At 60.6% G+C, this 13865-nt stretch carries 12 protein-coding genes; 11 read left to right on the top strand and 1 reads right to left on the bottom strand.

All coding sequences use genetic code 11. The features are described 5' to 3' along the window. Nucleotides 1-10 precede the first annotated feature (10 nt). From JFT91_RS10950 to JFT91_RS10915, 8 genes are all read left to right on the top strand, one after another. Complete coding sequence (locus tag JFT91_RS10950) at nt 11-196, top strand: Trm112 family protein (protein ID WP_003174668.1); 186 nt, start codon at nt 11-13, stop codon at nt 194-196. Then, on the top strand, nt 193-957 hold the full coding sequence (kdsB, locus tag JFT91_RS10945) for a 3-deoxy-manno-octulosonate cytidylyltransferase (RefSeq protein WP_201232394.1): 765 nt from the start codon (nt 193-195) through the stop codon (nt 955-957). Before JFT91_RS10950 ends, kdsB begins: the two co-directional genes overlap by 4 nt. Continuing rightward, nucleotides 957-1421, top strand: coding sequence for a low molecular weight protein-tyrosine-phosphatase (locus JFT91_RS10940; protein ID WP_201231027.1), 465 nt, complete (start codon nt 957-959; stop codon nt 1419-1421). The genes kdsB and JFT91_RS10940 overlap by 1 nt, the downstream gene beginning before the upstream one ends. After that, nucleotides 1418-2437, top strand: a complete 1020-nt coding sequence (gene murB / locus JFT91_RS10935; protein ID WP_201232393.1) for a UDP-N-acetylmuramate dehydrogenase — start codon at nt 1418-1420, stop codon at nt 2435-2437. Before JFT91_RS10940 ends, murB begins: the two co-directional genes overlap by 4 nt. Nucleotides 2438-2683: 246 nt before the next feature. Then, nucleotides 2684-3154 (top strand): (2Fe-2S)-binding protein, encoded by a 471-nt coding sequence (locus JFT91_RS10930; protein ID WP_201232392.1) that lies wholly within the window; start codon nt 2684-2686, stop codon nt 3152-3154. Continuing rightward, nucleotides 3151-5472 carry a xanthine dehydrogenase family protein molybdopterin-binding subunit gene (locus tag JFT91_RS10925; protein ID WP_201232391.1) on the top strand — a complete coding sequence of 774 codons (2322 nt, stop codon included), beginning with the start codon at nt 3151-3153 and terminating at the stop codon, nt 5470-5472. Before JFT91_RS10930 ends, JFT91_RS10925 begins: the two co-directional genes overlap by 4 nt. Continuing rightward, entirely contained in the window at nt 5472-6452 is a 981-nt protein-coding gene (locus JFT91_RS10920; RefSeq protein ID WP_201231023.1) for an XdhC family protein, read from the top strand. The genes JFT91_RS10925 and JFT91_RS10920 overlap by 1 nt, the downstream gene beginning before the upstream one ends. After that, the gene (locus tag JFT91_RS10915; RefSeq protein WP_201232390.1) at nt 6449-7045 is read left to right on the top strand and encodes a nucleotidyltransferase family protein; all 597 of its coding nucleotides are present in this window, start codon (nt 6449-6451) and stop codon (nt 7043-7045) included. The genes JFT91_RS10920 and JFT91_RS10915 overlap by 4 nt, the downstream gene beginning before the upstream one ends. A gap of 190 nt (nt 7046-7235) precedes the next feature. On the opposite strand, the gene rne is transcribed toward JFT91_RS10915, so the two are convergent. After that, complete coding sequence (rne, locus tag JFT91_RS10910) at nt 7236-10469, bottom strand: ribonuclease E (RefSeq protein ID WP_201232389.1); 3234 nt, start codon at nt 10467-10469, stop codon at nt 7236-7238. Between the two features lie 699 nt (nt 10470-11168). On the opposite strand from rne, the gene rluC reads away from it, so the two are divergent. Genes rluC through sppA form a run of 3 tightly spaced genes read left to right on the top strand, consistent with a single transcriptional unit; the run spans nt 11169 to nt 13791 of the window. Continuing rightward, nucleotides 11169-12128 carry a 23S rRNA pseudouridine(955/2504/2580) synthase RluC gene (gene rluC, locus JFT91_RS10905; protein WP_201232388.1) on the top strand — a complete coding sequence of 320 codons (960 nt, stop codon included), beginning with the start codon at nt 11169-11171 and terminating at the stop codon, nt 12126-12128. After that, nucleotides 12115-12777, top strand: a complete 663-nt coding sequence (locus JFT91_RS10900) for an HAD-IA family hydrolase (RefSeq protein ID WP_201231019.1) — start codon at nt 12115-12117, stop codon at nt 12775-12777. Before rluC ends, JFT91_RS10900 begins: the two co-directional genes overlap by 14 nt. Nucleotides 12778-12801: 24 nt before the next feature. Then, a complete protein-coding gene (gene sppA, locus JFT91_RS10895; protein ID WP_201231018.1) occupies nt 12802-13791 on the top strand; it encodes a signal peptide peptidase SppA in 990 nt (329 codons plus the stop codon). Nucleotides 13792-13865 lie beyond the last annotated feature (74 nt).

Genomic DNA, 13865 nt, shown 5'->3' with positions numbered 1-13865 from the left:
GGGAATGTTCATGGACACCAAACTGCTCGATATCCTCGCGTGCCCGATCTGCAAAGGCCCGCTCAAGCTCAGCGCCGACAAGACCGAACTGATCAGCAAGGGTGCTGGCCTGGCTTACCCGATTCGCGATGGCATCCCGGTGATGCTCGAAAGCGAAGCCCGCACCCTGACCACTGACGAGCGTCTGGATAAATGACCACCGCCTTCACCGTTGTCATCCCGTCGCGTTACGCCTCGACCCGCCTGCCGGGCAAACCGCTGCTGTTGATCGCCGGCAAGCCGATGATCCAGCACGTATGGGAACAGGCGAGCAAAAGCAGTGCGACCCGCGTGGTGGTTGCGACTGACGATGCGCGCATTGTCGAGGCCTGCAAGGGTTTCGGCGCCGAAGTGGTGCTGACCCGTGAAGATCACAACTCCGGCACTGATCGTCTGGCTGAAGTGGCGGAGAAACTGGGTCTTGAACCCGACGCGATCGTGGTCAACGTGCAAGGCGACGAGCCGTTGATTCCGCCGAGCGTGATCGATCAGGTGGCGGCTAACCTGGCCGCACATACCGAAGCGCGCATGGCCACTCTGGCCGAGCCGATCGAAGATGTCGAAACCCTGTTCAACCCGAACGTGGTCAAGGTCGTCAGCGATATGAACGGTCTGGCGCTGACGTTTAGCCGTGCCACTTTGCCGTGGGCGCGCGATGCCTTCGCCAACAGCCGCGAGCAATTGCCAGAAGGCGTGCCTTACCGCCGCCACATTGGCATTTATGCGTATCGCGCCGGTTTCCTCCAGGACTTCGTGAGTTGGGGCCCGTGCTGGCTGGAAAACACTGAATCGCTCGAGCAACTGCGTGCTCTGTGGCACGGCGTGCGGATTCATGTGGCTGATGCGCTGATCGCGCCGCCAACCGGTGTCGACACCGTCGAAGACCTCGAGCGCGTTCGTCGCCTGCTGGAGGCCTGATGCGCGTTCTGTTTGTGTGCCTGGGCAACATTTGCCGTTCGCCCACCGCTGAAGGCGTGTTGCGCTACAAACTGCGCGAAGCCGGGCTGGCTGATCAAGTCGAAGTAGCCTCCGCGGGCACCGGTGACTGGCATGTCGGCAACCCGCCGGACAAGCGCAGCCAGGCCGCGGCGAAAGTGCGCGGTTATGACCTCTCGGCGCAACGCGCGCAGCAGGTCAGCCGCGCCGACTTCGCCAGTTACGACCTGATCCTGGCCATGGACAACAGCAACCTGCGCAATCTCAAGGCGATGCAACCGTCCACCGGCAAAGCCGAGCTGGATCTGTTTCTGCGTCGTTATGCCGGGCTGGTCGATGAAGTGCCGGATCCGTATTACGACGGCGACCAGGGTTTCGAGCAGGTGCTGGATCTGATCGAAGCGGCCTGTGACCAATTGTTGATCGAAGTGAAGGGCCGGTTATGAGTTTGCAGGTGCAATCGCGGGTTTCCCTGAAACCGTTTAACAGTTTTGGTGTGGACGTTCGCGCGCAGCTGTTTGCCGAGGCCCATAGCGATGCCGATGTGTGTGAAGCGCTGGCCTATGCAGTGTCTCACCATGTGCCACTGCTGGTGATCGGCGGCGGCAGCAATCTGCTGCTGACCGCAGACATCCCGGCGCTGGTACTGCGCATGGCGACGCGCGGGATCCGCGTGATCAGCGATGATGGCAGCCGTGTGGTGATCGAGGCCGAGGCGGGCGAGCCGTGGCACGCGTTTGTTCAGCACACGCTGGCGCTGGGTTTTTCCGGGCTGGAGAACCTCAGCCTGATCCCCGGCACTGTCGGCGCGGCACCGATGCAGAACATTGGCGCTTACGGTGTCGAGATCAAGGACGTGTTCGCCGGGCTTACCGCAATGGATCGCCAGACCGGCGAGCTGCGCGACTTCTCTCTGGAAGAATGCAATTTCGCCTACCGCGACAGCCTGTTCAAACAGCAACCGGGGCGTTGGCTGATTTTGCGGGTGCGCTTCACGCTCGACCGCATTGCGCACCTGCATCTGGAATACGGCCCGGTGCGTCAGCGCCTGACCGAACAGGGCATCGAGCAACCGACGCCCACCGACGTCAGCCGCGCGATCTGCAGCATCCGCAGTGAAAAGCTGCCGGATCCGGCAGTGCTGGGTAATGCCGGCAGTTTCTTCAAGAATCCGCTGGTATCGGCTGCGCTAGTGGCGCAGATCAAAGAGCAGCACCCGGATCTGGTGGCTTACGCGCAACCGGACGGGCAGATGAAACTCGCCGCCGGTTGGCTGATCGAGCGCGCAGGCTGGAAAGGTTTCCGTGAGGCTGATGCCGGCGTGCACAAATTGCAGGCGCTGGTGCTGGTCAACTACGGCACGGCGACCGGGCTGCAACTGCTCGAACTGGCGCAACGCATCCAGAAAGATATTGCCGAACGTTTCAATGTCGAACTGGAAATGGAGCCCAACCGCTATTGAGGCTACGCTTTCAAAGCGCCATCCAGAGCCCTGCACTGATGAAAAAGTGCAGGGCTTTTTTGTTAACGCTGGGTTAACTTGGCGAGCTAACGATAACCGTCATTTGCTCCACCAAAGGCCCGGTGCAGACGTTCGCGTCGACACAAGAGAGCCTCATTAGCCTGAGTCGATCTGCGTGAACCACCGCCACTCCTCGGCGGCAGATTGCTCGACCCCATAACCTCCAAAAAATATGCGGGCGTGCCCATGATTACCCTGAAACTCAATGGCCAGGATTATTCCCTCGACGTCACTGAAGACATGCCGCTGCTCTGGGCGATCCGTGATGTCGCCGGTTACAACGGCACCAAATTCGGTTGCGGCATGGGCCTGTGTGGCGCGTGCACCATTCACATCGACGGCTTGCCGGCGCGCAGTTGCATCACGCCGATCGGCTCGGTAATCGGCCAGAACGTCACCACCATCGACAACCTGCACGCCGACCCGGTCGGGCAAGTGGTTCAGCAAGCCTGGCTCGACACGGCGGTGGCTCAATGCGGTTTCTGTCAGGGCGGGCAGATCATGTCGGCCACGGCATTGCTCAAGACCCATCCGAACCCGAGCGACGAGCAGATCGAAGAAGCGATGGTCGGCAACATTTGCCGTTGCGGCACCTACAACCGGATCAAAACCGCGATTCGCCAAGCCTCCACCCATCTGAAGGAGGCGAAAGCATGAGCCGCCTTCCAAATGATTTCGCCCTGAGCAACCTCAGTCGCCGTGGGTTCCTCAAGGGCGTCGGTGCCACTGGCGCGTTGGTGCTGGCCGCGAGTTGGGGCTGGCAGGATGCATTGGCCGACGAGAAAGCAACGAAATTCGGCGCCGATGGCATGCCCAATGGCTGGATCGACGATCCGAAGGTTTACATCAGCATCGCCGCTGACGGCATTGTCACCGTGGTGTGCAACCGTTCCGAGATGGGCCAGGGAGTGCGCACCAGTCTGACCCTGGTCGTTGCCGATGAACTGGACGCTGATTGGGCTCACGTCAAAGTCCAGCAGGCGCCGGGTGATGAAGTGCGTTTCGGCAACCAGGACACCGACGGTTCGCGCAGCATGCGTCATTGGTACGAACCGATGCGCCGTTGCGGCGCAGCGGCCCGCACCATGCTTGAACAGGCTGCGGCCGCGCAATGGAATGTGCCAGTGGCCGAGTGCCACGCGCAGTTGCACAAAGTCATTCACAAAACCTCCGGCCGTGAGCTGGGCTATGGCGAACTCGCCGCCGCGGCCAGTGCGTTGGCGGTGCCCGCTCGCGACAGCCTGCGCCTCAAGCAGCCGTCGGAATTTCGCTACATCGGCAAGGAAGGCACCAAGGCCATCGACGGTGAGGACATCGTCAACGGTCGCGCGGTGTACGGCGCCGACGTGCATTTTGACGGCATGTTGTACGCGACCATTGCGCGTCCGGCGGTGTACGGTGGCAAGGTCAAATCCCTGGACGACAGCGCCGCGCTGAAAGTCCCCGGTGTGCTAAAAGTCATGCAGATCGAAGGCCGCCCTCTGCCTTCGGAGTTTCAGCCCTTGGGTGGCGTGGCCGTAGTGGCCAGCAATACCTGGGCGGCGATCAAGGGGCGCGAGGCGCTGAAGATCGAATGGGACGATGGCCCGAACGCCAGTTACGACTCGATCGCCTATCGCAAGGAATTGGAAGCCGCCTCGCTGAAACCCGGCAAAGTGGTGCGCAATACCGGCGATATCGACAAAGCCTTGAATGGCGCTGCCAGCACGCTCGAAGCGTCTTACTATTTGCCGCATCTGGCGCAGGCGCCGATGGAGCCGATGGTCGCCATCGCCCGTTACAACAACGGCGTTTGCGAGGCCTGGGCGCCGAGTCAGGCGCCGCAGGTGACTCGTGAGCGGATCGCCGAGCGTCTGGGGCTGCCGTTCGACAACGTCACCTTTAATGTCACTTTGCTCGGCGGCGGTTTTGGTCGTAAGTCGAAACCCGACTTTGTCGTCGAAGCGGCAATCCTCGCCAAGGAGTTTCCGGGCAAAGCCGTGCGCGTGCAGTGGACGCGCGAAGACGACATCCATAACTCGTATTTCCATACGGTGTCCGCTGAATACCTCAAGGCCGGTGTCGGCAAGGACGGCATGCCGTCCGGTTGGCTGCATCGCACCGTTGCGCCGAGCATCACCGCGTTGTTTGCGCCGGGCATGAATCACGAGGCGGCGTTCGAGTTGGGCATGGGTTTCACCAACATGGCTTACGCGATTCCCAATGTACGCCTGGAGAACCCTGAGGCTACCGTGCATACGCGAGTCGGCTGGTATCGCTCGGTGTCGAACATTCCTCACGGTTTCGCGATCCAGAGTTTTGTCGATGAACTGGCGCACAAGGCCGGTGAAGATCCGCTCAAGTATCAGATCAAATTGCTCGGCGCGGATCGGCAGATCGATCCGCGCACCTTGAGCGAAGAATGGAACTATGGCGAATCCCCCGAGCGTTATCCGATCGACACCGCGCGCATGCGAACGGTGCTGGAAACCGCTGCGAAAGCCGCCGGTTGGGGACGCAAACTGCCCAAGGGTCGTGGGCTGGGCCTGGCGGTGCATTACAGCTTCGTGACTTACGTGGCCGCGGTGATCGAGGTCGAGGTCAAGGATGATGGCACGTTGATCGTGCACAAGGCCGACATCGCCGTCGATTGCGGGCCGCAGATCAATCCTGAGCGCATTCGCTCGCAGTTCGAGGGCGCTTGCGTGATGGGCCTGGGCAACGCGGTGCTGGGTGAAATCAGCTTCAAGGACGGCAAGGTGCAACAGGATAACTTCCATATGTACGAAGTGGCGCGCATGTCGCTGGCACCTAAGGAAGTCGCCGTGCACCTGGTGACGCCGCCGGGCGACGTGCCGTTGGGTGGTGTCGGTGAGCCGGGCGTACCGCCCATTGCGCCGGCGCTGTGCAATGCGATTTTCGCCGCGACCGGTCAGCGCATTCGCAACTTGCCGGTGCGTTATCAGTTGCAGGGCTGGCAGAAGGCACAAACGTAATGGACAGCGTCGACCTCAACGTTCTGCGCAGTGTCCTTGAGTGGCGCCGCGCCGGGCAGCGGGTGGTGCTGTTCAGTGTCGTGCAAACCTGGGGCACCGCGCCCCGGGCCCCCGGTGCCATGCTGGCGTTGCGCGAGGACGGCGTGGTGATTGGCTCGGTGTCGGGCGGCTGCGTCGAGGATGACTTGATCGCGCGCCTGCACGATGGCCGGATCGCCACCGACGGGCCACCGGTGCAATTGATCACCTACGGCGTCACGCGCGAGGAAGCCGCGCGTTTTGGTTTGCCTTGCGGTGGCACGCTGCGTCTGACCGAGGAGCGTGTTGGCGATCCATCGTGGGTTGCCGAGTTGTTGGCGCGTTGCGAAGCCCATGAAATTGTCGCCCGTGAGATGAATATCGAAACCGGCGAAGTGCTGTTATCGAGCGCCAGCAAGTCGGATTCGCTGACATTCGACGGGAAAACCCTGCGCGCGATTTATGGCCCACGCTGGCGCCTGTTGTTGATCGGTGCCGGGCAGCTTTCGCGCTACGTGGCGGATATGGCGCACTTGCTGGATTTCGAAGTGCTGATCTGCGACCCGCGCACCGAGTTCGTCTATGGATGGGAAGAGCATCACGGGCGTTTCGTTGCCGGGATGCCGGATGAGGCGGTACTGAGCATCCAGACCGACGAACGTACCGCGATTGTCGCGTTGACCCACGATCCACGGCTCGATGACATGGCGTTGCTGACGGCGCTCGATTCGCCTGCGTTCTATGTCGGCGCGCTCGGTTCGCGGGTTAACAGCCAGAAGCGCCGAGAGAATCTGGCTCAGCTAGGCTTGTCGGTACAAGCGATCGATCGATTGCACGGCCCGATTGGTTTGCACATCGGCAGCCATTCGCCGGCCGAAATCGCTTTGTCGCTGCTGGCGGAAATCGTCGCGATCAAGAATGGCGTCGAGCTGAAACAGAAAAAAACAGCGGAGAGCGTATGAGTCGATCCATCGCAGTGATCGTGTTGGCGGCGGGCGAGGGCAGCCGTTTTCGCGAAGTGGCGGGTGCCGACAAGGATAAGTTGCTGGCCGACTGCACTGGTCGCGACGGTGCGTTGCGCTCGGTCATTGAGCAAGTGCTGGTGAACCTGCCGACGAGTCTCGACAAGCGTGTGCTGGTGACGACTGAAGCACGACCGCAGGCGATGCGCATGGCGCAGGCTTATGGCTGCGATATCGTTTCTATTCAATCGACCGGAATGGGGGACAGCATTGCCGCCGGTATTGCGGCGTGCCCGGACGTCGATGGCTGGCTGATTGTGCTGGGGGACATGCCGTTTATCTTGCCGTCGAGTATTGAACGGGTGGTCGCGGCCATTGCTGATGATGCGGTGAGTGTGCCGGTGCAGGATGGCGAGTATGGCCATCCGGTTGGGTTTGGCCGGTCGTTCGGTTCGGGGTTGCAGGGGTTGAGCGGTGATCGTGGGGCCAGACCGTTGTTCGCGCAGGGCAGGGTGGTGGAGGTTGCCGTCGATGATCCAGGCGTTTTGTGGGATATCGACGTGCCTGAATCTCTGGTATTCCCCCAATCCTGAGCCTTGCTGAAATCCCCTGTGGGAGCGAGCCTGCTCGCGAATACGGTGGTTCAGTTACATGATTACTGTCTGAAACACCGTATTCGCGAGCAGGCTCGCTACCACAATGGTTTCGGTGACGCTCGAATTGGATGGATAAAAAAGCCCCGCCAGGCTTTCACCGGGCGGGGCTTTTTAACAGCTTTTGGAATCAGACGAGAGGTTTAGGCTCGTGTTCTTTTTCCTGGGCTTCTTGGTGATGCTCTGCCGCGTCCTGAACGGAGCGTGGCGCTTCAGCGATCACCGATTCAACCACGGCTTCTTCAGCGATCGGGGCAGGGGTTGCCTCGATTACTTCAGCAGCGGCTGGTTCGGCAACAACCGGAGCAGCAGCGGCAGCCAGTTCGGCTTCTTTCTGCAGACGCTCTTCTTCACGCTTGCGACGACGCACTTCACGTGGATCGTTTGGCGCACGACCGCTTGGCGTCAGCGCGCTGACCGGAGCGGCGTCAACCACTGGGGCAGGTGCTTCGGCAACCACGGGTGCCTCGACAACCGGTGTTTCAGCGACTGGCGCTGGAGCAGGTTCGGCAACCTTGGCTTCTTCAACCACTGGCGCTTCGAATGCAGGCGCTGGAGTTTCAGCGACAGTCGGCTCGGCAACCCAGTTGAAAGCGGTCTGTTCTTCGCGAACTTCACGCACGGTCTCGGTGACGGTTTCAGCGACGGTTTCAACCGCCGGCTCGGCGACCACAACTGGCGCCGGGGCGACGAAGGCAGGCTCGGCAGCGACTTCAACCTGAGGCTGAGCTTCGCGAACCGGTGCCACTTCGACTTCCGGAGCAGCCACTACGTCTACTGGCGTCGTTGCTTCAACAACCGGCGCTTCAACTGGAGCGGTTTCCAGAGTGGCGGCGGTGGCGCGTTCGGCTTGCTCAAAGGCTTGTGCTTCGGCCGGAGCGCTGATCACGGTGCTGGCAACAGCAGCGGTTACGGCCAGGCCAGCAGCCAGATCGGCGGCGCTTGGCGCTTCAGCGTTTTCGCCGGCTTCGGATTCTTCCGAGCCTTCGATCACGTTGCCGTTGGCATCACGCTGACGCTCACGACGGTTGCTGCGACGACGCTGACCGCGCGAACGACGACGTGGGCGATCGCCTTCGGCGCTCTCCGAACCGTCTTCCGGCAGTTGCTCTTCGTTGGTGTTCACTTCTTCTTCAGCGACGGCAGCAGCGGCCTGTTCGGCGCGCGGTTGACGCTCTTCACGCGGCGGACGCGGAGCGCGCTCTTCGCGTGGCTGACGAACCGGACGCTCTTCAGCAGCCACCTCGGTGGTCACGGCAGGAGCGGCGTCCAGAGGCTCGCGCAGTTCACGTACACGTTCTTCACGCTCGCCACGTGGCTTGCGATCTTCACGCGGAGCACGTGGTGCACGTTCTTCACGCGGTGCACGTGGCGCGCGTTCTTCACGAGCGGCCGGTGCAGCTTCGGTACGGGCTTCACGCGGCTCGCGAACTTCGCGGGCTTCGCGTGGCTGACGCTCTTCACGCGGCTCGCGTGGGGCGCGTTCTTCACGTGGCGCACGCTCTTCGCGCGGTTTGCGTTCTTCATCGCGGCGACCATTACGGTTGCGGCTCTGCTGACGACCGTTGCGACGCTCTTCGTTACGGGCCGGACGCTCGGCAGCCGGTTTTTCAACCACGGCCGGAGCCACTGGCTCTTCTTTGGTAGCGAACAGGCTGACCAGCGACTTCACCAGACCTTTGAACAGGCTTGGTTCTGGCGCGGCAACTGGCGCAGGCGCCGGTGCAGCAGGGGCGGCAGCTTCAGTCGGAACCGGAGCGTTGGCACGGGCCGGGGCAGTCTTGACCGCGGCTTCCTGGCGAACCAGGGTGCGGGTCGCAGCGGCAGGCTGAACTTCTTCGACTTCGGCAGCGGCAGCAGCGATTTCGTAGCTGGACTGGTTGGTCGCGGCTTCCGGGCTGTCGTCACGCAGACGCTGAACTTCGAAATGCGGGGTTTCGAGGTGATCGTTCGGCAGAATGACGATGCGCGCACGGGTACGCAGTTCGATCTTGGTGATCGAGTTGCGTTTTTCGTTGAGCAGGAACGCGGCAACCGGAATCGGCACTTGAGCGCGGACTTCGGCGGTGCGGTCTTTCAGGGCTTCTTCTTCGATCAGGCGCAGAATGGCCAGCGACAGCGATTCAACGTCACGGATGATGCCGGTGCCGTTGCAACGCGGGCAGACGATGCCGCTGCTTTCGCCCAGCGATGGACGCAGGCGCTGACGCGACATTTCCAGCAGGCCGAAGCGCGAGATGCGGCCGATCTGCACGCGAGCGCGGTCGGCTTCCAGGCATTCGCGGACTTTCTCTTCCACGGCGCGCTGGTTCTTGGCAGGAGTCATGTCGATGAAGTCGATGACGATCAGGCCGCCGATGTCGCGCAGGCGCAACTGACGGGCGATTTCTTCGGCGGCTTCAAGGTTGGTCTGCAGAGCGGTTTCTTCGATGTCGCTGCCTTTGGTGGCGCGCGCCGAGTTGATGTCGATGGACACCAGGGCTTCGGTCGGATCGATGACGATGGAACCACCGGAAGGCAGTTCAACGACGCGCTGGAAAGCGGTCTCGATCTGGCTTTCGATCTGAAAACGGTTGAACAGCGGCACGCTGTCTTCGTACAGCTTGATCTTGCTGGCGTACTGCGGCATCACCTGGCGGATGAAGGTCAGGGCTTCGTCCTGGGCTTCAACGCTGTCGATCAGCACTTCGCCGATGTCCTGGCGCAGGTAATCGCGGATGGCGCGGATGATCACGTTGCTTTCCTGGTAGATCAGGAAAGGCGCGGAACGATCCAGCGACGCTTCTTTGATAGCGGTCCACAGTTGCAGCAGGTAGTCGAGGTCCCACTGCATTTCTTCGCTGCTGCGGCCCAGGCCGGCAGTGCGCACGATCAGACCCATGTCGGCTGGTGCAACCAGGCCGTTCAGCGCTTCACGCAGTTCGTTGCGCTCTTCGCCTTCGATGCGACGGGAGATACCGCCGGCACGTGGGTTGTTCGGCATCAGCACGAGGTAACGACCGGCCAGGCTGATGAAGGTGGTCAGGGCTGCGCCCTTGTTGCCACGTTCTTCTTTTTCGACCTGAACGATGACTTCCTGGCCTTCGCTCAGGACGTCCTTGATGTTGACGCGGCCTTCAGGGGCTTTCTTGAAGTATTCGCGAGAGATTTCTTTGAGGGGCAGGAAGCCATGGCGCTCAGAGCCGAAATCGACAAAGGCAGCCTCAAGGCTTGGTTCGATGCGAGTGATACGGCCTTTATAGATGTTGGCCTTTTTCTGCTCGCGTGCACCGGATTCGATATCCAGGTCGTAGAGGCGTTGGCCATCTACCAGTGCAACACGCAACTCTTCGGGTTGAGTTGCGTTAATCAGCATTCTTTTCATGTAGTACCGTCGGTTTCCGGGCTGCCGGAAACGGCGTTCGGCACACACGACTTCTCACGGTCGGTGTCAGGTGCGTCGGGAGTGGTTGGCCATTCCCGTGTCCAGCGATATGCGGCCAATTGGGCCGATGTCGCGACGTACGCGTCCTGCTTGCTGTGGCTACTTAAGCACTCAGTCAGGAGGAGGAATCAACCAGCGGCTGTGGACGAGATGAAGCGTCTTGATAAAGCCTATTGCTACACAGTCCGGCGGTTGTGCATCTCCACCCTACACGTATCCCTGATAATTCGGGTGCTGCCGCGCGCAGAATCCGCAGCGGGTTGGCATTTACCGTGAGCTCCGAAAGGGGAGGTCACGCATCATGGCTAATTCAGGCGGTGTTTCCGAAACCTTCGCTCGGGGTCATTTGCAGCTGACTGCACTTTGTGAACTGGCCGTGAATATCTGCCTGCCAGGCGAGTAAAAACTCTGCTCGGCGGTGTAATTCAGGCCTCATGTCACCTGCGCTCGTTACAACTGCAAACTCCACCGTTACGTAGCGAAAGCCCCGTAGGACGGCCTCGCGTCCTGGTGAATTGCGTTGGTCAGGGCCGGTTTTTGACCGTAGTGCCGCTGTCCAGGCCGCTTTTGGCGGCGTTCGCGACTATAGCAGCAATGATTAAGTGCTTCAATTCCATAAAAATTGTTATCATCCGCGGCATGACAACTACTGCCCCTTCGACTCCAGGCGTTCAACTGCTTGAAGTCTCGCCGGAGTATGCCGGCCAACGAATCGACAATTTTCTCCTCGCCCGGCTCAAAGGCGTGCCCAAGACTTTGATTTACCGCATTTTGCGCAAAGGCGAAGTGCGTGTGAACAAGGGTCGGATCAAGCCCGAATACAAGCTGCAGGCAGGTGACATCGTGCGCGTGCCGCCGGTTCGCGTGCCTGAGCGCGACGAACCAGTGCCATTGGCTCAGGGGCTGTTGCAGCGCCTGGAAGCCTCGATCGTCTTCGAAGACAAAGCCCTGATCGTGATCAACAAGCCCGCCGGCATTGCGGTTCACGGCGGCAGCGGCTTGAATTTTGGCGTGATCGAAGCCTTTCGTCAGTTGCGTCCCGACGCCAAAGAGCTGGAGCTGGTGCACCGTCTCGACCGTGACACCTCCGGTCTGCTGATGATCGCCAAGAAGCGCAGCATGTTGCGCCACTTGCACGAGCAGTTGCGCGGCGATGGTATCGACAAGCGCTACATGGCGCTGGTGCGCGGCAACTGGGCGACCTCGATCAAGAAGGTCAGTGCGCCATTGCTCAAGAGCAATTTGCGTTCCGGTGAGCGCATGGTTGAGGTCAACGAAGAAGGCAAGGAAGCCCTGACAATGTTCAAGGTGCTGCGCCGCTTCGGTGATTTCGCCACCATGGTCGAGGCCAAGCCGGTCACCGGTCGTACCCACCAGATTCGCGTCCACACTCTGCATGCCGGCCATTGCATTGCCGGCGACAGCAAGTATGGCGACGAGGGTTTCACCAAGGAAATCCGCGATCTGGGTGGCAAGCGTCTGTTCCTGCACGCCTACATGCTGACCGTGCCGCTGCCCGATGGCGGCAAGCTGACCTTGCAGGCGCCGGTCGATGAAATGTGGGCCAAGACCGTGGAGCGATTGAGTGCGCCCATCTGATTACAAACTGCTGATTTTCGATTGGGACGGCACGCTGGCCGATTCCATCCATCGGATCGTCGAGGCGATGCATTCTGCATCCGGGCGCTCCGGTTTCGAGTTGCGCGATGATTTTGCTGTCAAAGGCATCATCGGTCTGGGTCTGCCTGAGGCAATCCGCACCTTGTATCCGGAAATCAGCGACGCCGAAATGACCTTGTTCCGCGAGTATTACGCCGATCACTACATCGCCGCCGAAGCCGTGCCTTCGCCGTTGTTCGAGGGCGTCGTCGAGTCGATGGCGTCCTTTCGCGAGCAGGGTTATCACCTGGCTGTGGCGACCGGCAAGAATCGTCGCGGGCTGGATCGCGTGCTCAAGGCCAATGGCTGGGAAGAGTATTTCGATATCACCCGTGCTGCCGATGAAACTGCGAGCAAGCCGCACCCTCTGATGCTGGAGCAGATCCTTGCGCATTGTGGTGTGCGTGCGGAGCAGGCGCTGATGGTCGGTGACTCGTCGTTCGATCTGCTGATGGCGCGTAATGCCGGGATGGATTCGGTGGCGGTCAGTTATGGCGCGCAATCGATCGAGTCGCTGCAGCAGTTCGAACCGCGCCTGTCGATCGACCGTTTTTCTGAATTGCATGCCTGGCTGGCGCAGCAGGCTTAATACGTTTTTGCTGGGGTGGATGGCATGACCGACGAATGGAAAGCACCGGCCAAGGCAAGTGCCGACGGCGGTGACGAGAAGAGCTGGAAGCTGTTGGAGAAAACTCTGCTTGCCGGTGTGCAGGAGCAGCGTCGTTCGCGGCGTTGGGGGATTTTTTTCAAGCTGCTGACGTTTGTTTATCTGTTTGTTGCGCTGATCCTGTTCACGCCGTTGATGGATATGGAGAAAAGCGCCACTCGTAGTTCTAACTACACCGCGCTGATCGACGTCACTGGTGTGATTGCCGACAAGGAGTCGGCCAGTGCCGACAATATCGTCGGCAGCCTGCGCGCGGCGTTCGAGGACAAGAAGGTCAAGGGTGTGATCCTGCGGATCAACAGCCCGGGTGGCAGCCCGGTGCAATCGGGTTATGTCTATGACGAGATCAAACGTCTGCGCGGCCTGCACCCGGATATCAAGGTGTATGCGGTGATTTCCGATCTGGGTGCGTCCGGTGCCTATTATATCGCCAGCGCGGCGGATCAGATCTACGCCGACAAGGCCAGTCTGGTCGGCTCCATCGGTGTGACGGCGGCTGGTTATGGTTTTGTCGGCACCATGGAGAAGCTTGGTGTTGAACGTCGTACGTACACTTCGGGCGAGCACAAGTCGTTTCTCGATCCGTTCCAGCCGCAGAAGCCTGAAGAAACCGCGTTCTGGCAGAGCGTGCTCGACACCACGCACAAGCAGTTCATCAACAGCGTCAAGCAGGGACGTGGCGATCGCCTGAAGGACAAAGAGCATCCGGAGCTGTTTTCCGGGTTGGTCTGGTCGGGTGAGCAGGCGCTGCCGCTGGGTTTGATCGATGGCCTGGGTAACGCCAGTTCGGTAGCGCGTGATGTGATTGGCGAGAAAGAACTGGTGGACTTCACTGTTCAGGAATCGCCGTTCGACCGCTTCTCGAAAAAGCTCGGTGCCAGCGTGGCTGAGCAGTTGGCGATGTGGATGGGTTTCCACGGGCCTTCGTTGCGCTGATTCGTTGTAAAGATCAAAAGATCGCAGCCTGCGGCAGCTCCGACATGGGAATGTAAAAACCCGTAGGAAACGCC

It is taken from the genome of Pseudomonas sp. TH08, assembly GCF_016651275.1.
Lineage (GTDB): Bacteria > Pseudomonadota > Gammaproteobacteria > Pseudomonadales > Pseudomonadaceae > Aquipseudomonas.
This window is presented reverse-complemented; position numbering and strand designations above follow the sequence as displayed.